Annotated in this window: 23 protein-coding genes; 10 read left to right on the plus strand and 13 right to left on the minus strand. The window is 60.2% G+C overall.

Annotated elements, in window-relative coordinates; genetic code table 11:
* Positions 1 to 11: 11 nt before the first annotated feature.
* Entirely contained in the window at positions 12 to 317 is a 306-nt protein-coding gene (locus CFBP4996_RS12200) for a 4a-hydroxytetrahydrobiopterin dehydratase (RefSeq protein ID WP_003505045.1), read from the minus strand.
* Positions 318 to 375: 58 nt separating this feature from the next.
* Here CFBP4996_RS12200 and CFBP4996_RS12205 point away from each other — a divergent pair, with 58 nt between their 5' ends.
* Entirely contained in the window at positions 376 to 855 is a 480-nt protein-coding gene (locus tag CFBP4996_RS12205) for a low molecular weight protein-tyrosine-phosphatase (protein ID WP_080853014.1), read from the plus strand.
* Here CFBP4996_RS12205 and thpR read toward each other — a convergent pair.
* Positions 789 to 1,382, minus strand: a complete 594-nt coding sequence (thpR, locus tag CFBP4996_RS12210) for an RNA 2',3'-cyclic phosphodiesterase (RefSeq protein WP_080853013.1) — start codon at positions 1,380 to 1,382, stop codon at positions 789 to 791. The two genes, CFBP4996_RS12205 and thpR, sit on opposite strands and share 67 nt — an antisense overlap.
* A gap of 68 nt (positions 1,383 to 1,450) precedes the next feature.
* Entirely contained in the window at positions 1,451 to 2,101 is a 651-nt protein-coding gene (locus tag CFBP4996_RS12215; protein ID WP_080853012.1) for an arylesterase, read from the minus strand.
* A 91-nt stretch (positions 2,102 to 2,192) separates the two neighbouring features.
* Here CFBP4996_RS12215 and CFBP4996_RS12220 point away from each other — a divergent pair, with 91 nt between their 5' ends.
* From CFBP4996_RS12220 to CFBP4996_RS12230, 3 genes are all read left to right on the plus strand, one after another.
* A complete protein-coding gene (locus CFBP4996_RS12220; protein ID WP_080853011.1) occupies positions 2,193 to 2,903 on the plus strand; it encodes an ABC transporter ATP-binding protein in 711 nt (236 codons plus the stop codon).
* Positions 2,900 to 5,461 carry an ABC transporter permease gene (locus tag CFBP4996_RS12225; protein WP_080853010.1) on the plus strand — a complete coding sequence of 854 codons (2,562 nt, stop codon included), beginning with the start codon at positions 2,900 to 2,902 and terminating at the stop codon, positions 5,459 to 5,461. Before CFBP4996_RS12220 ends, CFBP4996_RS12225 begins: the two co-directional genes overlap by 4 nt.
* Positions 5,462 to 5,679: 218 nt before the next feature.
* Positions 5,680 to 6,462, plus strand: a complete 783-nt coding sequence (locus CFBP4996_RS12230; protein WP_059759874.1) for a Bax inhibitor-1/YccA family protein — start codon at positions 5,680 to 5,682, stop codon at positions 6,460 to 6,462.
* A 113-nt stretch (positions 6,463 to 6,575) separates the two neighbouring features.
* Here the strand turns inward: CFBP4996_RS12230 and CFBP4996_RS12235 are convergent, their stop codons facing one another.
* The 3 genes from CFBP4996_RS12235 to acnA form a co-directional block, all read right to left on the minus strand.
* Positions 6,576 to 6,968, minus strand: a complete 393-nt coding sequence (locus CFBP4996_RS12235) for a DUF2794 domain-containing protein (protein ID WP_003523170.1) — start codon at positions 6,966 to 6,968, stop codon at positions 6,576 to 6,578.
* Positions 6,969 to 7,368: 400 nt separating this feature from the next.
* A complete protein-coding gene (locus tag CFBP4996_RS12240) occupies positions 7,369 to 8,109 on the minus strand; it encodes a DUF1223 domain-containing protein (protein WP_003523168.1) in 741 nt (246 codons plus the stop codon).
* Between the two features lie 190 nt (positions 8,110 to 8,299).
* On the minus strand, positions 8,300 to 10,993 hold the full coding sequence (gene acnA, locus CFBP4996_RS12245) for an aconitate hydratase AcnA (RefSeq protein ID WP_080853009.1): 2,694 nt from the start codon (positions 10,991 to 10,993) through the stop codon (positions 8,300 to 8,302).
* Between the two features lie 269 nt (positions 10,994 to 11,262).
* Here acnA and ccmA point away from each other — a divergent pair, with 269 nt between their 5' ends.
* The 5 genes from ccmA (at position 11,263) to CFBP4996_RS12270 (ending at position 14,376) form a co-directional block, all read left to right on the plus strand.
* Positions 11,263 to 11,904, plus strand: coding sequence for a heme ABC exporter ATP-binding protein CcmA (gene ccmA / locus CFBP4996_RS12250; RefSeq protein WP_080853008.1), 642 nt, complete (start codon positions 11,263 to 11,265; stop codon positions 11,902 to 11,904).
* Between the two features lie 202 nt (positions 11,905 to 12,106).
* Positions 12,107 to 12,766 (plus strand): heme exporter protein CcmB, encoded by a 660-nt coding sequence (gene ccmB, locus CFBP4996_RS12255; protein ID WP_080853007.1) that lies wholly within the window; start codon positions 12,107 to 12,109, stop codon positions 12,764 to 12,766.
* A gap of 74 nt (positions 12,767 to 12,840) precedes the next feature.
* Positions 12,841 to 13,602 (plus strand): heme ABC transporter permease, encoded by a 762-nt coding sequence (locus tag CFBP4996_RS12260; RefSeq protein WP_080853006.1) that lies wholly within the window; start codon positions 12,841 to 12,843, stop codon positions 13,600 to 13,602.
* A gap of 4 nt (positions 13,603 to 13,606) precedes the next feature.
* A complete protein-coding gene (gene ccmD / locus CFBP4996_RS12265; protein WP_080853303.1) occupies positions 13,607 to 13,780 on the plus strand; it encodes a heme exporter protein CcmD in 174 nt (57 codons plus the stop codon).
* Positions 13,777 to 14,376 carry a DsbE family thiol:disulfide interchange protein gene (locus tag CFBP4996_RS12270; RefSeq protein WP_121490288.1) on the plus strand — a complete coding sequence of 200 codons (600 nt, stop codon included), beginning with the start codon at positions 13,777 to 13,779 and terminating at the stop codon, positions 14,374 to 14,376. Before ccmD ends, CFBP4996_RS12270 begins: the two co-directional genes overlap by 4 nt.
* Positions 14,377 to 14,392: 16 nt before the next feature.
* Here CFBP4996_RS12270 and CFBP4996_RS12275 read toward each other — a convergent pair whose 3' ends face one another.
* The 7 genes from CFBP4996_RS12275 to CFBP4996_RS12305 form a co-directional block, all read right to left on the minus strand.
* Positions 14,393 to 15,574 (minus strand): GGDEF domain-containing protein, encoded by a 1,182-nt coding sequence (locus CFBP4996_RS12275; protein WP_162935965.1) that lies wholly within the window; start codon positions 15,572 to 15,574, stop codon positions 14,393 to 14,395.
* A gap of 118 nt (positions 15,575 to 15,692) precedes the next feature.
* Entirely contained in the window at positions 15,693 to 16,289 is a 597-nt protein-coding gene (locus tag CFBP4996_RS12280; protein WP_080853005.1) for a DUF2585 domain-containing protein, read from the minus strand.
* Positions 16,286 to 16,936 (minus strand): septation protein A, encoded by a 651-nt coding sequence (locus CFBP4996_RS12285; protein ID WP_003520517.1) that lies wholly within the window; start codon positions 16,934 to 16,936, stop codon positions 16,286 to 16,288. The genes CFBP4996_RS12280 and CFBP4996_RS12285 overlap by 4 nt, the downstream gene beginning before the upstream one ends.
* Before the next feature lie 2 nt (positions 16,937 to 16,938).
* Positions 16,939 to 18,375: a signal recognition particle-docking protein FtsY gene (ftsY, locus tag CFBP4996_RS12290; protein WP_080853004.1), complete on the minus strand. Its 1,437-nt coding sequence runs from the start codon at positions 18,373 to 18,375 to the stop codon at positions 16,939 to 16,941.
* A 32-nt stretch (positions 18,376 to 18,407) separates the two neighbouring features.
* On the minus strand, positions 18,408 to 19,682 hold the full coding sequence (mtaB, locus tag CFBP4996_RS12295; protein ID WP_080853003.1) for a tRNA (N(6)-L-threonylcarbamoyladenosine(37)-C(2))-methylthiotransferase MtaB: 1,275 nt from the start codon (positions 19,680 to 19,682) through the stop codon (positions 18,408 to 18,410).
* Positions 19,679 to 20,581 (minus strand): diaminopimelate epimerase, encoded by a 903-nt coding sequence (dapF, locus tag CFBP4996_RS12300; RefSeq protein ID WP_059760042.1) that lies wholly within the window; start codon positions 20,579 to 20,581, stop codon positions 19,679 to 19,681. Before dapF ends, mtaB begins: the two co-directional genes overlap by 4 nt.
* Before the next feature lie 121 nt (positions 20,582 to 20,702).
* Positions 20,703 to 21,773 (minus strand): MBL fold metallo-hydrolase, encoded by a 1,071-nt coding sequence (locus tag CFBP4996_RS12305; protein ID WP_080853300.1) that lies wholly within the window; start codon positions 21,771 to 21,773, stop codon positions 20,703 to 20,705.
* A gap of 326 nt (positions 21,774 to 22,099) precedes the next feature.
* Between CFBP4996_RS12305 and ffh the strand changes: the two genes are divergently transcribed.
* A complete protein-coding gene (gene ffh / locus CFBP4996_RS12310) occupies positions 22,100 to 23,668 on the plus strand; it encodes a signal recognition particle protein (protein WP_080853002.1) in 1,569 nt (522 codons plus the stop codon).
* The last annotated feature ends 8 nt before the right edge of the window (positions 23,669 to 23,676 follow it).

Below are 23,676 nucleotides of genomic sequence, written 5' to 3' on the forward strand. Positions count from 1 at the left end.
AGGTCCGCCGTTCAATTGCTTCGGCCCGCAGCCGCCTTCTGCATGGCCTCGGCCAGAAGAAAATCCCGCTCCGTCACACCCTGCGAATCATGGGTGGTAAGGCAGACCTTGACCCGCGAATAGACATTGGACCATTCGGGATGGTGATTGAGCCTTTCCGCGACAAGTGCGGATTCGGCCATGAAACCGAAGGCTTCCGCAAAACTTGAAAACTTGAAGGAACGGACGATAGCCGCTCCGTCCTCACGCAGGGACCAGCCCTCGAGTTTCGACAGGGCCTGCCGGATGGCGTCCGGCTCGAGTCTGGGATATTTCATGAACTTGCCTCCGCTTGAGACCCATTAACGCTTCAACGACCGGATCGACGCATATTCCATGAAACATACAGCTATTCATTTTGTCTGCATGGGCAATATCTGCCGTTCACCGTTGGCCGAAGGGGTTTTGAGACACCTTGCCGACGGCGCGGCCATGTCTGATCGGCTTACCGTCGATTCCGCCGGCACCGGCGGCTGGCACGCGGGTGACGCACCCGATCCGCGATCCATCGCCATGGCGCGACGGCATGGCGTCGATATTTCCCGGCAGCGGGCGAGACAGGTTACCCCTGCGGATTTCGAGACCTTCGACCTGATACTCGCCATGGACGAAAACAATCTGGCGAACCTGCTGCAATCGAGCCCGGAAAGCGAGCGGCACAAGATCCATCTCTTCATGGACTATGCCACTGGCCGTCGCGAGAACGTCCCCGATCCCTATTACGGGGCCGAGGACGGGTTCCTTAAGGTCTACAACATGCTCTTGGCAGGATGCAGATCGTTGCTCGAAAAGATGGAGCTGGACCGTGCCTCGTGAAGCGGGAAAGCCTCTTCGACGATATAAGGCCCACCGCCCACCGATTCCTTCGATGACATCAGCACGAAACGGCCAACCGTGAAGGGCGAGGTGCGGAAGTTGCCGCGTCCGGAAAGATAATGCACCACATCATCCACACGCGAGGAGCGCAGCCGCGCCAGCGTGACATGCGGCATAAATTTGCGCGGATCGGGCGGGAGACCAATCCTCTGACAAATCCTCTCGATCTCCGCCTGCAACGCATGCATTTCCGGGGAGGGAGAAACCCCCGCCCAGATGGAATGCGGCTTCTTGGAGCCGAAGGAACCCATGCCGGTGAGATTGAGCTGGAACTCCGGCCTTTCGATCCGATCCAGCCTGTCAACGACCTCATCGGCGGTCCGTCCGTCGATGTCACCGATAAAACGCAGGGTTATGTGATAATTCTCCACATCGATCCACCGGGCTCCCGGCAGACCACCGCGCAACAATGAGAGGCTCATAGCCGCATTGCGCGGAATTTCGAGGGCGGTAAACAGTCTCGGCATGGCGAGCTCCCCGAATCTCTTGGCAGAACAAGCATAGCGAATCACGCAATGTAGGCGAGCGCAAGTGCTTATTTTTTTTGCGCACCGATTGTCGTGATGAAGCTTTCAACAGCCGGCAAAGATTTTTCGACCATCCTCGCCACACCCTTCGTATTGGGGTGCATCTTGTCATCCAGCTTCAGCGCATCGTCCGTCACCACGCCATCCAGAAAGAAGGGATAAAGCGGCAGGTTGTATTTTCCGGCGAGCTTCGGGAAGATCGGATTGAAGCGCCTGGCATAATCATCGCCCATATTCGGCGGCGCCATAATGCCGACCAGCAACACGGCTATGTTGCGCTTCTGAAAACCGGAAATGATGGTGTCGAGGTTCTTTTCGGTCTGCTCCGGGGCAATTCCGCGCAGAGCGTCATTTGCGCCGAGTTCCAGGATGACCCCGTCCGTACCGTCGGGAACCGACCATTCCGCCCGCGCCAGACCGCCGGAAGAGGTATCGCCGGACACACCGGCATTGGCGATGGCGACGTTGACGCCCTTGCCCTTTAATGCAGCCTCAAGCTGTGCGGTGTAGCTGTCGGTGGGGGGAAGCTGATAGCCGGCCATCAGGCTGTCGCCCAGTCCGACCAGCTGCAATGTCCGCTCCTGCGCCATGACAAGAGTTGCGGAAAAGGCGGCGGCAAAAATGACGATGAAGTGAAACAGGGCAGCTTTAAATCTCATCACGGCTTTCCTAACTTGGTTCCCATTGTCTGAAATACCGACCGCATCGACCGCCAGACCGTTTTCATCACCCTATATAGGAACGAGAATTGTGACGAAAAGCATCATAGAGCTGAAGAAAGCCGACCTCACGCTCGGCAATGCCGCCGCCTCCGTTCACGTTCTCAAGAACATCGATCTTTCAATCGGAGAGAGCGAGGCGGTTGGTATTGTCGGCCCCTCCGGATCGGGAAAATCGACGCTTCTGATGGTGCTTGCCGGTCTCGAGAGGCTCGATAGCGGTGAAATCATCATCGCGGATACGGAACTGCACAAGCTCGGTGAAGACGCGCTGGCGGATTTTCGTGGCCGCAACATCGGCATTGTTTTCCAGTCCTTCCATCTCATCGCCAATATGACGGCGCTGGAAAACGTTGCGGTTCCACTCGAACTGGCAAACACACCCAACCCCTTCGAGATCGCCAGACGCGAGCTCGTCGCCGTCGGTCTCGGCGAACGTCTCAACCACTATCCCGGCCAGCTCTCCGGCGGCGAGCAGCAGCGTGTCGCCATCGCCCGCGCGCTTGCCCCCTCACCGGCCGTGCTGATTGCTGACGAACCGACCGGCAATCTCGATACCGATACCGGCAGGCAGATCGCCGATCTTCTCTTTGCCAAACAGGCCGAACGCGGCATGACGATGATCCTCGTCACCCATGATCCGTCGCTCGCCGCCCGCTGCTCGCGGCAGATCAAGGTACGCTCCGGCGAGATCGAGGGCGACAGCGCTCGCCCCCAGATGGCGCGGGCGGTACCGGCATGATCGGATCCCTTCTCCCGTCCGTCGCCAATATCAGAAACGCCGCAAGGCTCGCCCGGCGCGAAATTCGCGGCGGGTTACGCGGCTTTTACATTTTCCTCGCCTGCATCGCGCTTGGAACCGGCGCCATCGCCGCCGTCAATTCCGTCTCGCGCGCGGTCACCAGCGCCATCGCCACGGAAGGTCAGTCCATATTGGCGGGCGATGTACGTTTCGAACTGCGCAACAGGGAAGCGACACAGGAAGAGCGGGCCTATCTCGACAGTCTCGGCACCGTCGCGGTTTCCACCGGGCTGCGCTCCATGGCGCGCCTCGCCGACGGGTCCGAACAGACCCTGACGGAAGTGAAGGCTATCGATGGCGCTTACCCCCTCTATGGCAACTTCGTTGCCGAGCCGAACCGACCGCTGAATGAGCTTCTGGCCGGGAACGGCGACACCTACGGCGCCATTGCCGCGCCGCTTCTGCTGGAACGGCTCGGCATCAAGGTCGGCGATGAAATCCTGCTCGGCAATGTGAAGCTGAAACTGACCGGCACCGTGGTCGACGAGCCGGATGCTCTCTCCGACGGTTTCGGTTTTGCTCCACGATTGATGGTCAGCCGCGACGCCCTTTTCGCCTCGGGTCTCGTTCAGAACGGCAGTCTGGTCGAGCATGCCTACAAGATCAGGCTGAACGATCCTTCGGCACGGGCAGCGATGACCGATGCGGCCAACAAGGCCTTTCCCGATGCCGGCTGGTCCATCCGCACCAGTGACCGGGCGGCCCCATCGCTCACCGAAAACGTCAACCGCTTCTCGCAATTCCTGACGCTGGTAGGCCTCACCGCCCTCATCGTCGGCGGTGTCGGCGTTGCCAATGCCGTTCGCGCGTTTCTGGATTCCAAGCGCACCACCATCGCCTCGTTGAAATGCTTAGGTGCGCCGGCCTCGGTGGTCACCATGACCTATCTTTTCCAGATCGCCTTCATTGCCGCCGTCGGCATTGTCATCGGCCTTGTCGTCGGCGCCGTCGCGCCCCTCATCGCCATGCGGTTTCTGGAGGGCGTGTTGCCCGTGCCGGAGGAGCTTGCCTTCTATCCCGGCGCGCTCGGCCTCGCCGCCCTGTTCGGCCTCCTGACGACGCTCGCCTTCGCCATCGTGCCGCTTGGCCAGGCGCGCGAAGTGCCGGCAACGGCGCTTTTCCGCGAACAGGGTTTCGAGGAGGGCAGCTGGCCATCCTGGCCCTATCTGGCCGCAACCGGCCTGCTGCTGGCGGCGCTCGCCGGGCTGGCCATATTTTCGGCGGAGGACCGCTTCATCGCCTCGGTCTTCCTCGCGGCCATCGCTTTTGCCTTCGTGGTGCTGCGGCTGGTGGCCTCCGGCGTGAAAGCCATCGCCAAGCACAGTCCGCGGGTTCATTCGGCTGCGCTCAGGCTGGCGATCGGCAATATTCACCGGCCGGGTGCGCTCACCCCGTCTGTCGTCCTTTCGCTCGGCCTCGGCCTGACCCTGCTCGTGACACTCACGCTGATCGACGGCAATCTGCGCCGCGAACTGACGGACAGCCTGCCGGACCGCGCACCGAATTTCTTCTTCGTGGATATTCAGGGCAGCGAACTTCAGGGCTTCCGCGATCTTCTGAAGCAGGAAGCGCCGGAAGGCGCGCTGACCGAAGTGCCGATGCTGCGCGGCCGCATCCTAGCGCTCAACGGCGAGGACGTCACGAAGATGGAGGTGCCTCCGGCCGGACGCTGGGTGCTGCGCGGCGACCGGGGCATCACCTATTCGCAGGATATTCCCGAAAACGCGACTCTCACAGAAGGAAGCTGGTGGGGACCGGACTATAGCGGCGAGCCGCTGGTCTCCTTCGCGGCCGAGGAAGCCGGGGAACTGGGTCTCAAGATTGGCGACACGGTGACCGTCAACGTGCTCGGCCGCAGCATAACGGCAAGGATCGCCAATCTGCGCAATGTCGAATGGGAATCCCTGTCGATCAATTTCGTCATGGTGTTTTCGCCAAACACCTTCCGCGGCGCGCCGCATGCATGGCTGGCGACACTCGCAGACCCTTCCGCAACCGCCGCCGACGAAGGCCGTATCCTGCGCGCCGTCACCAACGCCTATCCGACGATCACCAGCGTGCGCGTGAAGGATGCGCTCGACGTCGTCAACCGGCTTGTCGGCCAGCTTGCCACCGCCATTCGCGCCGCTGCCGCCGTTGCCCTGATAGCCTCCGTCCTGGTTCTCGCCGGCGCTCTTGCCGCCGGAAACCGCGCCCGTACCCATGACGCGGTTATCCTGAAAACGCTGGGCGGCACGCGAAACCTGCTCATCCGCGCCTTCTCCTACGAATATATGATGCTCGGCCTCGCCACCGCCGTCTTCGCACTTTTCGCCGGCGGCGTCTCCGCATGGTTCGTGATCGCCCGCATCATGAAGCTGCCTTCCAGCTTCCTGCCGGATGTGGCGATCGGAACCCTCGTCGTCGCCCTCGTCATGACGGTGGGCATCGGTCTCATCGGCACATGGCGGATTCTCGGGCAGAAAGCGGCCCCGGCTCTCCGGCAGGCAGGTGAATGATCGTCGGTTGTGCGCCGCTTAACTTTAACGATTAATTCTTTGTAATGATCGCCAAAACGTGAGCGCTTTTCGCGCATATGGTGTCTTTTCGACGGGAAAAGGCCTTGTATAGAACACGTTCTGCCATCATATTCTTGAGCAGGCTTGCTGAAGCTCCGCAGCGGCGCCCGGGAGGTATCCCGACACCGTAGCAATCACGGAGCTCAAAAGAGGAAACAATGGCTGACTTCAATAACTACCAGAACCGCATGGCGCAGAACCGTGCTCAGACTGGTGCGATGATCGATGAAGGTCTTCGCGCCTATATGCTCAAGGTTTATAACCTGATGGCGCTGGCTCTGGTCATCACCGGCGTTGCAGCGTTTGGCTTTGCCATGCTCGCGACGACAAGTGATCCCGCAGCGGCAGTTGCCACGCTGCCGAACGGCAAGATGCTGACCTCCCTCGGTGCCCTGGTTTATGCGTCACCGCTGCGCTGGGTCGTCATGCTGGCTCCGCTCGGACTGGTTTTCTTCCTTAGCTTCCGTATCCAGAACATGAGCGTTTCCGCCGCTCAGACCACCTTCTGGGTTTACGCTGCTCTGATGGGCGTTTCGCTGTCGTCGATCTTCCTGCGATATACTGAAGGAAGCATCGTGCAGACGTTCTTTGTGACCGCTGCCTCGTTCGGCGCGCTCTCGCTTTACGGTTATACGACGAAGAAGGATCTTTCCGGTTTCGGTTCGTTCCTGATCATGGGTCTGTTCGGCCTGATCATTGCTTCCATCGTCAATATCTTCCTTGGCTCCGGCGCCCTGCAGTTCGCGATTTCCGCGATCGGCGTGCTGATCTTTGCAGGCCTGACCGCCTACGACACCCAGAAGATCAAGGAAATGTATTTCGATGCTGACGACGTTGCCGTCGCTGGCCGCAAGGCCATCATGGGCGCACTGACGCTGTATCTCGACTTCATCAACCTCTTCACCTTCCTCCTGCAGTTCCTCGGAAACCGCGACGACTAAGGTTAAGAGTTCGATTGCCAGACATACGAAAGGCGGCCCTTCGGCCGCCTTTTTATTTGGAACGATTCTTCACCCTTATCCCCCAGAGGCGGGCAGTCCGCTTTTGCGAAAGCTCACTCGATGAGCTTCAAAACCTTGTCGAAGACCTTCAGAACCTGCGGCAACTCATGCCCTCGCTTGAGAATGCGGCCATCCGTATTCACCACGCAGTAGGCGCCCTGTTTCGCAGCCAGCTTGGGGTTTTTCTCGATCCTGAAAAGCGGCATTTCACCTGAACGCTTGAAGACGGAAAACACCGCCTTTTCCTTCAGGTGATCGATGGCGTAGTCACGCCATTCGCCCTCTCCCACCATGCGGCCATAGATGCGCAGGATCGCATCCAGCTCGCGGCGGTGAAAGGTGACCGGCAAAGGGTCCTTGTTCTTTTTATATTCGCGGAGATCGATAACGGTGGAATTGTCACGTGAAGCGGTCTGCACCTGCTGCACATCCGGTTGATCGGTCATCCAATACCTCCGATTCCACCCAAATCATCCGTGCAGTGTGAGCCTGAGAGGGCGAAATTGCAAGTCTTTGCACCGGCATGGCGCATAGGACAGGGAATTCCGGGAAAGGTTCGACAAGCCTCCGATGCGCAGCGGACCCGGAAGACGGCAGCGCGGAATTGCGCCCGCCGATTCTCCGACGAGCGCTGCCAACGGCAAAAGCAGGGGTTAAAAATGGTAACCATTTAGGCAGCCATTTTCACATGGGCTGCCGTATTTCGGTCAAACCATGGCCTGAATTGGGTGGAATAGTCCTATTGTCAATTGATGCCTAGGCACCAAGATGACCCGGTCCGGTGCATTGACCCTTTACCCCCAGCCCCCAATGCCCGGACCGGATCTTCCATCGCCCGACAGACGATCAGGGGTTTTCATTTCCAAGCAGGATACTTGCGCCGACGATTGCCGCGGGGTCGCCGCCGGCATTGGCCGTCTGCAACAGCACGGCACAGCCGCCCTTTTTCACCTTGGCCACCACGCTCGCTGGAAGTTTCACCGTCATCGGCGAACCATCCCACATGCCGACTGTCTGCACATCATATACGCTGTGCCAGTAGGACATTTTTTTCCCCTGGTTTTCGCCCTTCTGCACATCCACGGTCTGTTCGCGCGTGAAATAGGCGACGACGACATCGGCCTTGCCGCTGCCGGCGCCAATATCGATCTCCACCTCGTCACCGGCGAATTTCGACGAGACCGGCACGTTCAGTCCCTTACCCTCGCGCTTGAACGCATCCAACCTGTCATAGATGCCACGGACATCGGCACCCTTGACATGGTCGCGGCCGTTCAGAATTGCCTGCGGCGTATAGACCCCGTTGCGGCCGAGCGCGCGCATATAACCATATTGCCGGTCGGTATTTTCCTTAGACGCCAGCGAATCCGTCCAGCCGAGATAGTTCCAGTAATCGACATGGTAGGAAAGACCGACGACGTCGCCCTTCTGGATCATCTTGCGCAGGGCTTCATCGGCCGGCGGGCAGGATGAGCATCCCTGCGATGTGAACAATTCGACAACGCCCTTCACGGCCTCCTGCGCCTGCGCGGAGGTGACGAGAAACGTGCCGAGAAGACATATCGACAGGGGGAATTTCAGCGGCATTACAAAAACCTTTGTCCGGAAGAGATCCAGACGAATTGATGCGATCAATCCTGCCGGGATGCAAACCGGAAAATAACGTCTATTGCCCTTCAATAGAAAGTCACGAAGGGGTGAGCGACAATCACAAAAAAAGAGACGATGAAATGGAAAGACGCCGGGATTTCTCCCGGCGTCTTCGATTGTTGAAGCTTTATGCGGCCAGATCGCGAAGAACGGTCTGCAAAATGCCGCCGTTGTTCATGTAGATCACTTCGTCCAGCGTATCGATGCGGCAAAGAAGCGGAACTTCCTTCACCGAACCGTCGCTATAGGTGATCTTGGCGATCTTCTTTTCACGCGGCCTGATTTCGCCTTCGAGACCGTCGATCTCGACGATTTCGTCACCCTTGAGATCAAGGCTTGCCCAGGTCGTGCCTTCTTCGAAGACAAAGGGAACGACGCCCATGCCGACGAGGTTCGAACGGTGGATACGTTCGAAAGACTGCGCGATGACAGCCTTGACGCCGAGCAGGTTGGTGCCCTTCGCCGCCCAGTCGCGGGACGAGCCGTTACCATATTCGACACCGGCGAAGATGACGAGCGGGACGCCTTCCGCCTTGTATTTCATGGCCGCGTCATAGATCGACATCTCTTCCTTGGACGGATAATGGATGGTGTAGCCACCTTCCTTGCCGTTCGGGCCGAGCATGTGGTTGCGGATGCGGATATTGGCGAAGGTGCCTCGCATCATCACTTCATGGTTGCCGCGACGCGTGCCGTACTGGTTGAAGTCGGCAACGGCGACGCCATGTTCCGTCAGATAGGCGCCGGCAGGCGAAGCAGCCTTGATCGAACCGGCCGGAGAAATATGGTCGGTGGTGATCTTGTCGCCGAAGAGACCGAGGACGCGCGCACCCTTGATGTTCTTGAGGCCCGAGCCCTTTTTGCCCATGCCGACGAAATAGGGCGGGTTCTGAACATAGGTCGACTGGTCGTCCCAGGCATAGGTCTGGCCCGGCGGAACCTGAACGGCCTGCCAGTTCGCATCGCCCTTGAACACGTCGGCATACTTTGTTTCGTAAAGCTCACGGGTGACGTATTTAAGGATGAATTCCTGGATTTCCTTGGAGGTCGGCCAGATATCCTTGAGGTAGACCGGATTGCCGTTCTGATCGTCGCCGATCGGCTCCTTCGTCAGATCCTTCTGGACCGTGCCGGCAAGGGCATAGGCCACGACGAGCGGCGGCGAGGCCAGATAGTTCGCCTGAACATCCGGCGAGATACGGCCTTCGAAATTGCGGTTGCCCGAGAGAACACCGGCGGTGATCAGGCCCTTGTCGTTGATCGTCTTGGAGATCGCCGGCGGCAGCGGACCGGAGTTACCGATGCAGGTCGTGCAGCCGAAGCCGACGAGGTTGAAGCCGATCGCGTCGAGATCCTTCTGCAAACCGGACTTGTCGAGATATTCGGCAACGACCTGCGATCCGGGCGCGAGCGATGTCTTCACCCACGGCTTGGACTTCAGACCCTTGGCGACGGCGTTGCGGGCGAGAAGGCCGGCAGCGATGAGAACCGAGGGGTTGGAAGTGTTGGTGCAGGAGGTGATGGCGGCAATCGCCACATCGCCGTGACCGAGATCGAAAGCCTCACCTTCGACCGCATAACGGCTCGAAAGCTGGCCGGGCTTCTTATAGTCGTTTTCAAGAGCCGTCGCGAAATTCGGCGCGATGGTTTCGAGCGGCAGGCGGCCTTCAGGACGCTTCGGGCCCGCCATCGACGGCACGACGTCGCCGAGGTCGAGTTCCAGCGTGTCGGTGAAGACGAGGTCGGAACCGTCGCCGGTGCGCCACATGTCCTGCGCCTTCGAATAGGCTTCGACGAGTGCAATGCGGTCCTTGGCGCGGCCGGACATGGTCAGGTAATTGATGGTCTCGCTGTCAACCGGGAAGAAGCCGCAGGTCGCGCCATATTCCGGGCCCATATTGCCGATGGTGGCGCGGTCGGCCAGAGACATCGAGTCGAGGCCGGGGCCGAAGAATTCGACGAATTTGGAGACAACGCCCTTCTTGCGCAGCATCTGAACCACGGTCAGCACGAGGTCGGTTGCGGTCACACCTTCCTTCACCTTGCCGGTCAGCTTGAAGCCGATAACCTCGGGCAGAAGCATGGAGACCGGCTGGCCGAGCATAGCCGCTTCAGCCTCGATACCGCCAACGCCCCAGCCGAGAACGCCGAGACCATTGATCATGGTCGTGTGCGAATCGGTGCCGACGCAGGTATCCGGATAAGCAATCGTCTCGCCATCCTCTTCCTTCGTCCAGACGGTCTGGCCGAGATATTCGAGGTTGACCTGGTGACAGATGCCAGTGCCGGGCGGAACCACACGGAAATTCTCGAACGCCTGCTGGCCCCACTTCAGGAAGCGGTAACGTTCGCCGTTGCGCTCATATTCCAGCTCGACGTTGCGGGCAAAGGCGCTCGGCGTGCCGAATTCGTCGACGATGACCGAGTGGTCGATGACGAGATCGACGGGAACCAGCGGGTTGATCTTTTCAGGATCGCCGCCAAGGGCCTTGATGCCGTCACGCATGGCGGCAAGGTCGACAACGGCGGGAACGCCGGTAAAGTCCTGCATCAGAACGCGGGCGGGGCGATAGGCGATTTCGGTTTCGGTCAGGCCCTTGTTGCTCAGCCATTCGGAAACCGCCAAAATGTGTTCCTTGGTGACGGACTGGCCGTCCTCGAAACGCAGCAGGTTTTCCAAGAGAACCTTCATGGAATAGGGCAGCTTGGAAACGCCCTTCAGGCCATTGGCTTCAGCCTTGGGAAGGCTGAAATAGACGTATTCCTTACCGTCAACGGTAAGGACGGAACGACATTGGAAACTGTCGAGTGATTTGGGCATGGATAAAAACCCCGCTTACTCTGATAGCCAACACGTGCGTGCGGACACCTATGCACTCATGCACATCAGGATGCGGGTACGACCATTTCCGCTGTCCGCACGTGAAAATTGCTCCTCGCAATCGTCAAGTCCGGCGCAAGATGATGTTCACGCCGGCCGCTGGCGTGTTGACACCCATATAGATAATTTCGGAGAAACGTACCAGACCATTCAACGAAGCTAATCGATTTTTTTATAGTCGAGGCGAGAAAGTGAACCGGAACCGCAGCATGAATCTCACGGCGGAAAATCTTGGCGTGCGACGCGGCGAAGATTTCATATTCATGAATATTTCCTTCAAGTTAAGCGACGGTGAGGCTCTTGTGCTGACCGGCCGCAACGGTTCAGGAAAATCCACTCTGCTGCGCACGGTGGCCGGCCTGCTGCGGCCCGAACAGGGACGAATAAAGATAGCCGACAAAGAAATCGAAGCTGACATGCGCCCCTCGGAGGCCTGCCACTATCTTGGCCATCGCAATGCGATGAAAACGGAACTGACCGTTTCGGAGAATCTTCAGTTCTGGAAAGACTTCCTCGGCGATTTTTCCGGCGGTGCGGGCGTGGCGATCGATGAGGCGGCGGAGATCGTCGGCCTCGCCGGCATTACCCACCTGCCCTTCGGTTATCTCTCCGCCGGCCAGCAGCGGCGTTTTGCCATGGCGAAACTTTTGATTGCATGGCGACCGGTGTGGATTCTCGATGAACCGACGGCGGCGCTTGATAAGGCTGCGGACGGGATGTTTACCGATCTCGTGAAAAACCACCTTGGGAAAGGTGGCATCGTCATGGCCGCGACCCATCAGCCTTTGGGGCTGGAGAATGCGCGGGAATTGCGGATGACGGGGTTTGCGGGTGTGGAGGCTTGGGCATGAGGGCGATGTGCGCGAGGCATACCCCCCTCTGCCCTGCCGGGCATCTCCCCCTCAAGGGGGGAGATCGACCTATGGCAAGGTCTCGCCCATCTCAACGCTTGAGAATGGAGTGGTGGAAGAGCGTCTTGCCGATCTCCCCCCCTGAGGGGGAGATGCCCGGCAGGGCAGAGGGGGGTAACGCCGCGAACTCGAGGGCGTCCCAATGACCGCCCTCCTCCTCCGCGACATCAAACTCTCCATCCGCGCCGGCGGCGGCGCGCTGATCGGCGTGCTGTTTTTCATGACAGTGGTTGCCGTCATCCCCTTCGGCGTCGGCCCGGATCTCAACCTGCTCGCCCGCATCGGCCCGGCCATCGTCTGGATTGGCGCGCTGCTCTCCGCCCTTCTCGGCCTCGACCGGCTGTTTCAGGCCGAGCGGGATGACGGCTCCCTTGATCTGATCCTGATGCAGGAAACCCCGCTGGTCCTGACCGTGTTCGTGAAATGCCTGGCACACTGGGTCACGACCGGTCTGCCGCTGGTGCTTGCCTCCCCTCTGCTTGGCCTCTTCATGAACATGAACGAAGTGGCGATCGGCGCCGTGATGCTTACCCTTCTCGTCGGCTCACCTGCCATCACCTTCATCGGCGCGGTGGGCGCGGCGGTTGCCGTTGCTTTGCCGCGCGGAGGGCTTCTGGTTTCCATCCTCGTCCTGCCGCTCGCCATTCCCGTGCTGATCTTCGGCGTCAGCGCCTCCTATGCGGCGGTGCAGGATCCGGCGCCCTTCATGCCGCCATTTCTCATTCTGTGTGCGATCACGTTATTTTCAGCCGTGACCGGACCTTTCTTCGCCGCTTTGGCGCTGCGCAATGTTATGGATTGATGAAACCACGCCGGACGATCCCCGATTGACAGGGATCAATTGCGGGGCGGCCATTCTCGGGTTACACAAACGGCATGAACGAGCAGACCTTCACCATCACCAAATTCAGTGATCTCGCCAATCCCACCCGGTTTCTGGCGCTGGCGGCGCGCATTCTACCATGGCTCGCTGCGCTCACGGCGCTGGTGCTGGCCGCCGGTCTTTATCTGTCCTTCACCACCGAAGGTGATTACCAGCAGGGTTATACCGTGCGCATCATGTATGTGCATGTGCCCTCCGCGTGGCTTGCCATGATGTGTTATTCGGTCATGGCGGTCTCCGCCATCGGCACCCTCGTCTGGCGTCACCCGCTGGCGGATGTCAGCCACAAGGCCGCCGCCCCCATCGGCGCGGCCTTCACGCTGATTGCGCTCGTCACCGGCTCGCTCTGGGGTAAACCCATGTGGGGGACGTGGTGGGTGTGGGACGCGCGGCTGACCTCCGTCTTCGTGCTTTTCCTGATGTATCTGGGGCTCATCGCGCTCAACCGCGCCATGGACGATCCTTCCAGAGCCGCCCGCGTCAGCGCCGTGCTGATCCTCGTCGGTTTCGTGAATATCCCCATCATCAAATTTTCGGTCGAGTGGTGGAACACGCTGCACCAGCCGGCAAGCGTCATCCGCATGGGCGGTTCCGCCATCGATATGGAATTCCTCTGGCCGCTGCTGACCATGGCCGTCGGTTTTACGCTGCTGTTCTTCACCCTGCACATCGCCGCGATGCGCAACGAAATCTGGCGTCGGCGCGTGGCCGCGCAGCGGCGTCTCGCCGCGCGCATGGCGAACCGGGAGGGCTGAAGTGATGACACACGCCTTTTATATCGGCATGTCCTATGCGGCGACCGGCCTTGTCGTTCTCTGTCTCATCGCCTGGGTCGTCGTGGACGGTCAGGTACGCAAACGGGAACTGAAGGAACTCGAAGCATCCGGCGTACGCCGCAGAGCGAGAGCCGGTTCCACAGGTGACGCGCAATGACGCAGGCTGACCGCGACACCAAGGCCAAAACGACAGGCCGTGCACGCTATGCGCTGGCGCTTCTGCCGTTGCTGCTGTTCGGCGGTTTCGCCCTCGTCGCCGGCAAGATGCTTTACGATCAGGACGTGAACGGGCTGGATATCAGCGCCATTCCCTCGGCGCTGATCGGCACCAGGGCACCCACCCTGTCGCTACCGCCGCTGGAGGGCTCCAACCTGCCGGCGCTGACTGATGCTGCCATCAAGGGCAAGCTGACTTTGGTGAACGTCTTCGCCTCCTGGTGCATTCCCTGCCGGCAGGAGCATCCGCTGCTTCAGGAATTGGCGAAAGACAGCCGCATCACCGTCGTCGGCATCAACTACAAGGACAAGCAGGATAATGCGCTGCGCTTCCTCGGCGAGCTCGGCAATCCCTTCGCTGCGATAGGCGTCGATCCAAACGGCAAGGCCGCGATAGACTGGGGCGTCTACGGCATTCCCGAAAGTTATCTGGTCGGCGCGGATGGCACGATCCTTTATAAAAAGGTCGGCCCCTTCGATGCCCGCAGCGTCGAGCGCGACCTGCTGCCAGCCATCGCGGCCGCTGCCGGTAAATAACCCGCTCCGCAAGGCGTCACCCCTTGGTAACGACCCTCAGCGAAGGGCCTTCAGCCGGCAGACGTATGCCTTCCAGCACGACCTGATCGCGACCGCCGCGTTTTGCGGCATAGAGACTGTCATCGGCCCGCTTGATGGCGTCATGAATGGAATGATCTCCCCTCGCGACGGCCGAGACACCGAAGCTCGCGGTGATCTGGCTGGTTACACCCCGGTTGCGCCAATCGACCGACGAAAGACCTGTCCGCATGGAATTGGCTAGCTGACCGGCTGCGGCGGCTGTCCGGCCAGGCAGGAAGACCACGAATTCCTCACCGCCAAAGCGCGCCACCAGCGCATCCTCTGGCGCATTGCGCCTGAGCAGATCGGAAAGACCTATAAGAACGATATCTCCAGCCGCATGACCGTAAACATCGTTGATACGCTTGAAGTGGTCTATGTCGCAGGCGATGACCGCACCCTCAGGGATATCGTTGCGAAAATCGGGAACTCGGCGGTCGAAGCCGCGCCGGTTCAGCACGTCCGTCAGCGGATCATGCTCTGCCGCATGCAGATGCCGGTCGACGGTGACGGAAATCTGACTCGCGAGAACGGAGAGCGCCAGCAGGAAGCCGAAGATGCTGGCGGCAAGCTGCATGTAGAAAGCATAGTCGGATTCGAAGAATTCGCTGAGCTCGATCATCAAGCCGCTCGGCGTCATCACCAGCAGCATGCCGATGCGCACCAGCGTCTCCAGCACCACAAGACAGGCAATTCCCACCATCAGCCTGTCGGCAAGCGCGACGGGGCGCTTTCGCACGAGCCAAACCGGAATCGCGAGCAAAAGGGCGCAGACGAGATCGCCGATGACGAGCTCGCGTTTCAGATCCGGTGTGACGAAGACATGGAAAGAGACCAGCAAAACCGCGGCAACCACGATCGACAGCCTGGCCGTGATATAAAGCGGCCGCCCGAAATGGACGAGCAGAGCGTGGCCGTAGAGGAAGAAGGCGGAGAAGAACAACAGGTTCGAAACAATCGCCTGTATTTCGAAAGGCAGGCCGCCAAGCACCAAAGGTGTCGCAAAACCGAAGGCCGCCGAAAGATATCCTATACCCCAATAGCGGGCAGAAGCGTGGCCGATCCTTTGCAGGAACAGGAACACCACGCCGAATGTCAGCATGATGAAGGGGAGAAGATAGGCGAAGTTGTCTTGCAATGGGTTCTGCCGGAGGGAGAGACGAGCCTTTGCCTGACACTACCGCAATGCCATTAAGAAAACCTGCATATATTGCGCGGCTTCCGTGCCTTTCGGCCCGCGGCCCAGGAAAACCCGTTCACATTTGCGGGAGCGCGTTCTGCCATTCCTTGATCGCGTCCACAGGCCAGAGCAGCATCACCACGTTCAGCGTCAGGTTGTCACGGATCAGCCAGCCGGTGAAGATTTCAAAGAAGATGGCGATCACCACCGTTAGCCACACCGGCACACGGGCGGCGAACAGGAAACCCAGCACCATGAAGACGGTATCCATCGCCGAGTTCAGGATGCTGTCGCCGGTGTAACCCAGCGCCATCGTCGCGGTCCGGTAACGATCGATGATGAGAGGCGAGTTTTCAAGGATTTCCCATGCCGCTTCCACCAGAACCGCAAGCGAAAGCCGCATGGAAAGCGACCTGTTGCGGAACAGCAGCCAGGCGAGCCAGTAGAACAGGAAACCGTGAATGATATGCGAGGGCGTATACCAATCGGCCAGATGCTGGGAATTGCCCGGCGTGTTCACGCCCGGTTCGAACAGCTTCACATAACCGCATTCGCAGATCGGAATGCGGCCCATGAAATAAAGGATGACGATCTGCAGGAGAAGCAGCCCGGCGGCCACGCCGAACCATTTGAGCGAGCGCGAACGGGAAGCCGACATCTCTGCAACGGTCATTTTTCGTCCTTGTTAAGCGGTTCCAGCGAATGGCGCATGACGAGCGGCATCTGCGCCATGGTGAAGATGATGGTGATCGGCATCGTGCCCCACACCTTGAAGGCAACCCAGGTGTCGGTGGTGAACATGCGCCACACCACCTCGTTTAGCACCGCAAGAAAGAGGAAGAATACGCCCCAGCGCAGCGTCAGCTTGCGCCAGCCCTCATCCGTCAGCCTGAAGGCGGAATTAAAGACATAACCGAGCAGCGATTGCCCGAAGAACAGGCCGCCAAGCAGAATGACACCGAACAGCGTGTTGACGATGGTCGGCTTCATCTTGATGAAGGTATCGTTCTGCAGCCAAAGCGTCAGCGCACCGAACACGAACACGACGATGCCCGATATCAGCGGCATGATCGGCAGTTTCCGCGTCAGCACCCATGAAACCGAAAGCGCCAGCGCCGTTGCGATCATGAACAGGCCGGTGGCGATGAAGATCGGCCCGCCGAACTCCGTCAGCACGGGGAAGGTGGAGGCCAGCCATTCGCCGCGGGAATTGGCGAAGAAGAACACCATGAGCGGGCCAAGCTCGAGCACGAATTTCAGGAGCGGGCTGATTTCCGCCACCATCTTTTCGCTTTCCTTGGAATTGCTTTCAATATCCATACTCAAACTCCCGCAATGGCCTTGGCGAAATCTTCCGCCTCGAAGGGCTCCAGATCATCAACACCTTCACCCACACCGATGAAATAAACCGGCAGCTTGTGTTTGGCAGCGATGGCGACGAGGATACCGCCCCGCGCCGTGCCATCCAATTTTGTCATAATCAGGCCCGAAACGCCCGCGACATTGCGGAATATTTCCACCTGGTTCATGGCGTTCTGGCCGGTCGTCGCATCCAGCGTCTGCAGCACGGTGTGCGGCGCGTCGGGATCGAGCTTGCCGAGCACGCGCACGATCTTCTCCAGTTCCGCCATCAGCTCCGTCTTGTTCTGCAGGCGACCGGCCGTATCGATGATGAGAACGTCACTTTTCTGCGCCCGCGCCTGCTCATAGGCGTCATAGGCAAGCCCCGCCGCATCCGCGCCAAGCTTGGTTCCGATGAATTGCGAACCGGTACGGTCCGCCCAGATCTTGAGCTGCTCGATGGCCGCCGCGCGGAACGTATCGCCGGCCGCCAACATGACCTTGAGGCCCGAACCGGAAAGCTTGGCGGCAAGCTTGCCGATGGTCGTCGTCTTGCCCGTACCGTTCACGCCGACAACGAGAATGACATGCGGCTTGTGTGAAAGATCGAGTTCAAGCGGCTTGGCGACAGGCTTCAGGACCTTGGTGATCTCGCCCGCCATGATGCGCGCCACATCCTCGCCGCTCACATCCTTGCCGTAGCGCTCGGAAGACAGGGCGCCGGTGATACGCATGGCAGTCTCGACACCGAGATCCGACTGGATGAGAAGATCCTCCAGCTCGTCGAGCGTATCCTCATCCAGCTTGCGCTTGGTGAAAAGCGCCGAAATCTGTGTGGTCAGCTGCGACGACGTGCGGGCAAGCCCGGCCCGCAGGCGCTGAAACCATGTCAGTTTTACCTGCGGTGCGACAGGGGCAGGCTCCTGCCGCTCACTGGCGGACGAAAAACCCTTTGGTAGAGCTGGCGGTGTAGCGGAGGGCTCGGCGGCAGTCGCGGCTTCGGCCTCGTCAAGCAGCGCATCCATTGCATCCGCATCCAGCACCACATCCGCTGCTTCGGGGGCAGATTCGACCTGCTCTTCGGCGGCGGCTTCCGCCTGTAGCAACGACAGCGGCACCACGCCCATATCGCCGGAAAGCTCGGCACCGGGCAGAAGCGGTGCGTCCTCTTCCTCGTCATCGTCGGAAAGGAACGCTTCCCTCGCCTCGTCCGGGGCTGGTCCGCCGGCCGTCTCCATCTCCAGTTCGGAAACCGGGTCCTTGTCGACAGGGCCATGCGCTTCGGCGTCGATTAGCGCCGCTTCGAAGGAAGCGTTTTCATTGCCGCGCCCGGGCGCGGCGTCCTCTTGCGGCCGGTCGTCCGTTTCGGCCTTGTCCCTGCCGAACGAAAAGACTTTTTTGATGAAGCCGAGGGCCATGGTCGTTCCCGTGTCTTTTCTCTTGTGCCGCCTCAGGCCGCATCCGCCGCCAGAAGCTTCATGTTCAGATGTTTGCCGTTGTGGCCGGTAATCGCAACCTGCGCAAGAGTGCGCGGGGCAAGATGCGGTGCCTCCACCAGCGTGAAATTGTTGGTATGCGCAAAACCGTTGTTTTCAACGAGGATCGTCTGCACCGAACCGACCATATTTTGCAGATGCGCTAGCTTCAGCGCCTCGCCGCGCTCACGGAGCCTTGCCGCTCGCTCCTTCACCAAAGCCCGGTCAAGCTGCGGCATGCGCGCCGCCGGCGTGCCCGCGCGCGGGCTGTAGGGGAAGACATGCAGGCTGGAAATGCCGCACTCTTCCGCAAGCGTCGCGGCGTTTTCGAACATGTCTTCCGTCTCGGTCGGAAAACCGGCGATCATATCCGCACCGAAGGCGATATCCGGTCGGAGCGACCGCACCTCGTGACAGAAACGAATGGCGTCAGCCCGCAAATGGCGGCGTTTCATGCGTTTCAGGATCATGTCGTCGCCATGCTGGAGGGACAGGTGCAGATGCGGCATGAAACGCGGCTCATCGGCAATCAGATCCATCAGATGGCGGTCGGCCTCGATACTGTCGATGGAGGAGAGCCGCAGACGCAGAATATCCGGCACCTGCTTCAGCAATGTCTTGGCGAGATAACCGAGGGAAGGTTCTCCCGGCAGGTCCGCGCCATAGCTCGTGGCATCCACCCCGGTCAGCACGATCTCGCGATAGCCGCTTTCCGTCAGCCTGCGCGCCTGATCCACCACGGCACCCATCGGCACGGAGCGGGAATTGCCGCGCCCATAGGGAATGATGCAGAAGGTGCAGCGATGATCGCAGCCGTTCTGCACCTGAATGAAGGCGCGCACATGTCCGTCTATGTGCTTCACCATCTGCGGCGCGGTCGCCTTGATGCTCATGATGTCGTTGACGCGCAGCTTTTCTTCCGCCGACACGCCGAAATCCGGCAGCGCGCGATAGGAAGCGCTTTTCAGCTTCTCCTCATTGCCGAGCACCGCATCCACTTCGGGCATCTCGGCAAAGGTCTGTTTTTCCGTCTGCGCGGCGCAGCCGGTGACGATGATGCGGGCATGCGGATTGTCGCGCCGCGCCCGACGGATGGCCTGGCGTGCCTGACGCACGGCCTCACCCGTCACCGCGCAGGTATTGACCAGCACGGCATTGTTGAGCCCGGCCTTTTCGGCCTCCGCCCGCATCACTTCCGATTCATAGGTGTTGAGACGGCAGCCGAAGGTTATGACCTCGACGCCGCTCATACGGTCCCCTGCTCCGCCGCAACATCCCGCGACCATGCGCCGGTTACGGGATCGACGGAACCGGACCACTCCCATTCGGCCGGGCCGGTCATGATGACGTGATTATCCGCGCGCCAGTCGATGGTCAGCGGCACACGGATGGGGCTGGAGGCGACATCGATTGTAACCTTCCTGCCGGTGCGGCCCGTGCGCGCCGCAGAAACCGCTGAAGCGCAGGCGGCCGAACCGCAGGCGAGCGTCAGCCCGGCGCCGCGCTCCCAGGTACGGGTGCGCAGCGCGCTGTCGGAAATTACCTGCGCCAGCGTGATATTGGCCTTTTCCGGGAACATCGGATGGTTTTCGAGCAGAGGCCCGAAACGTTCGAGATCGAACTCCATCGGATCGCGATCCACCCAGAAAATCGCATGCGGATTACCCATGGACATGGCGGCCGGCGAATGCAGGATCGGCGCATCGATCGGCCCGATCTGCAATTCGATGCGGCTGGTATCGTGGAACTCTTCCGAAAGCGGAATATCGCTCCAACGGAAACGCGGCAGGCCCATATCGACGGAAATCATGCCGTCTTCATGTTCGACGGCATTCAGAATGCCCGCCACCGTCTGAAAGGTGAAACTGGTCTTGCCCGTTTCGGAGGACAGCGCCTGCACCACGCAGCGTGTGCCATTGCCGCAGGCCTGCGCCTTCGTACCATCGCAATTGAGGATGTCGATAAAGGCATCCGTGCCACTGACACGAGGATCGTGAATGGCCATGATCTGGTCGAACTGGGTCGAAGGATCGGCGTTCAGCGCAATCGCCGCCGCCGGCGTGACCATATCCTTGCGGCCGCGCATGTCGATAACGAGGATCTTGTTGCCAAGCCCGTTCATCTTCGCAAATTCGACCGTATCCGCCATTGCCCTAAACCTGAAAACTGTCTGAAAATCGGATTGCATAGGGATTTTCCCCGCACTTTCGCCCTATATGGCGGAAAGGACAGCAAATTACCAGACTGTTGCGGCGCAAACGCGGCAGTGATCAGGCGGAAGGTACGTCGAAAACCTCACCGGGGCGCATCGGCCGAAAACGGCTCTCATCCACCCCCTGCTCCTTCAACGCCGCCTTGAGCGCCACGAGCGGGGCGTCCACCGCCTCATCGGTTAGCTGCACGGTGCCCCAGTGGTGGCCGCAGACATGCGCTGCACCGCAAAGCTTCATGCCTTCCACGGCTTCCGCCGGGTTCTGGTGCTGGCCCTTCATGAACCAGCGCGGTTCATAAGCACCGAAAGGCAGGTTGGCGAGGCGGAAATCGCCGTGCTTCTTGCGCGCGGCGTGATAGTTGAGGCCCTCGTGGAAGCCGGTATCGCCGATATGGTAGATTTTACCGCCCGGCGTTTCGATGACGAAGGCAGCCCATAGCGCCATGCGCCGGTCGTTCAGGCCGCGGGCCGACCAGTGATGGCACGGCTCGAAGTGGATTTTAACCGGCCCCGTCTCCACCACATCGCCCCAGTCGCCCACCTTGATGCGGGCTGCCTCGACCCCGGTACGGATGATGGCGTCATTGCCGAGCGGTGTGATGAAGAGCGGCTTGTGCGCCACATGCAGGCGCTTCAGCGTCTCCATGTCCAGATGGTCATAGTGATTATGCGTCACCAGCACCAGATCGATGGGCGGCAGATCCTCAAAACGGATGCCGGGCGCATTGACCCGTTTGGGACCGGCGAAGCTGAACGGGCTGGTGCGCTGCGACCACACCGGATCGATGAGAATATTCAGCCCCGCCGTCTGGATAAGGAAGGAGGCATGGCCGACGAAAGTGACGCGCATGTCCCTGCCTTCGATCCGGGCTTCCGGTTTTGCGAAGGGAAAGGGGCTCGGATAGCTTTCCGGCCATGTAGCGCGCTCGCCATTGAGGCGCCATTTCATAAGGCCCATGAAATTGCCGGGCGGCGAACCGCCGGGATTGAAGAAGCGCACCCCGTCGAAATGATCGGAGATCGGGCCGCTATAATAGGCGCTCGCGTTCGAACGGCGGGCATAAAAGCCCCCACCCGCCAGAGCGAGCAGGCCAAGAGCGGAAAAACGAAAGAAGTTTCGACGTTTCATGACAAAGGTATAGGGAGCGAAAGGGGCCCGTTCAAGCGCCGCCAATGGCCGCCTGCGGCCAATCACGCAAAGATGAAATGCGGGCCTTTTCGGCCACAAACCCGCGCCGCCTTGACTTTTCCCGCACTTTCCTGTTTATCCCGCCCATCAGCTGGCAGTTTCACGACTCCAAGCCGCCGACCGGGACCCGCAAAGGTATAAAGAGATCCCGGAGGTCAACACCCGACAGCGCGATGCGCCCTCGGGTGCTTTTTGGCTTTGCGTCTTGTTTTTGGCAGCGAAAGCACCGACGTTTCGGAGACCCCGGAACGAAGAAGGAAGAAACGATGTTTGAAAACCTCCAGGACCGCCTTGGTTCCATTCTGAATGGACTGACCGGCCGTGGCGCGCTGACGGAAGCCGATGTTGCTGCCGCGCTGCGCGAGGTTCGCCGTGCGCTTTTGGAAGCGGACGTTGCACTGGAAGTCGTGCGTTCCTTCACCGATAAGGTGCGTGAAAAGGCTGTCGGCGCAGCCGTCCTGAAATCCATCAAGCCCGGCCAGATGGTCGTCAAGATCGTGCATGACGAGCTTGTCGAAATGCTCGGTACCGAAGGCGTCTCCATCGATCTCAACGCCCCTGCCCCCGTCGTCATCATGATGGTGGGTCTGCAGGGCTCGGGCAAGACCACGACCACCGGCAAGATCGCCAAGCGCCTGACCGACCGCGAGAAGAAGAAGGTGCTGATGGCATCTCTCGACACGCGCCGTCCCGCCGCCCAGGAACAGCTTCGCCAGCTCGGCGTCCAGACCGGCGTCGACACGCTGCCCATTATCGCCGGCCAGTCGCCGACCGATATTGCCGCGCGCGCCGTACAGGCAGCAAAACTCGGCGGCCATGACGTCGTCATTCTCGATACCGCCGGCCGTACCCATATCGACGAACCCTTGATGCTGGAAATGGCCGACATCAAGAAGAAGTCCAACCCGCATGAAATCCTGCTGGTCGCGGATTCGCTGACCGGTCAGGACGCCGTCAATCTGGCGCGCAACTTCGATGAGCGCGTCGGCATCACCGGCCTCGTGCTGACCCGTATGGATGGCGACGGACGCGGCGGTGCGGCCCTCTCCATGCGCGCCGTCACCGGCAAGCCGATCAAGCTGATCGGTATCGGCGAGCGCATGAACGAACTCGACGAGTTCCATCCGCGCCGTATTGCCGACCGTATTCTCGGCATGGGCGACATCGTCTCGCTGGTCGAAAAGGCCGCCGAAAACATCGATGCGGAAAAAGCCCGCGCCATGGCCGAGAAAATGGCCAAGGGCAAGTTCGACCTCAACGATCTCTCCGACCAGCTTGCCCAGATGAAGAAGATGGGCGGCATGGGCGGCATCATGGGGCTGATGCCCGGCATGGCCGGCATGAAGGACAAGATGGCTTCGGCCGGCCTGAACGACAAGATGTTCGATCGCCAGATCGCAATCATCTCTTCCATGACCAAGGCCGAACGCGCCAACCCGGACATTCTGAAACACAGCCGCAAGAAGCGCATCGCCGCCGGTTCCGGCACGGATGCCGCTGAAATCAACAAGCTTTTGAAGATGCATCGCGGCATGGCCGACATGATGAAGGCCATGGGCGGCAAGGGCAAAGGCGGCATCATGAAGCAGATGATGGGCGGCCTCGCCGGCAAGATGGGCCTCGGTGGCCTTGGCGGCGGCATGCCTGACCTGTCGAACATCGATCCGAAGCAGCTCGAGGCGCTCCAGAAGCAGGCGGAAGCCGCCGGTCTCGGCAAGCCAGGCGCCATGCCCGGTCTTGGCGGTCTGCCGGGCGGATTGCCGGGTCTGGGTGGCGCCAAGCTGCCCGGTCTTGGCGGCATGCCGGGCCTGCCCGGCTTTCCGAAAAAGAAGTGAGGGGGACA

The sequence above is a fragment of the Agrobacterium leguminum genome (assembly GCF_005144435.2).
GTDB classification, from domain to species: Bacteria; Pseudomonadota; Alphaproteobacteria; order Rhizobiales; family Rhizobiaceae; genus Agrobacterium; species Agrobacterium leguminum.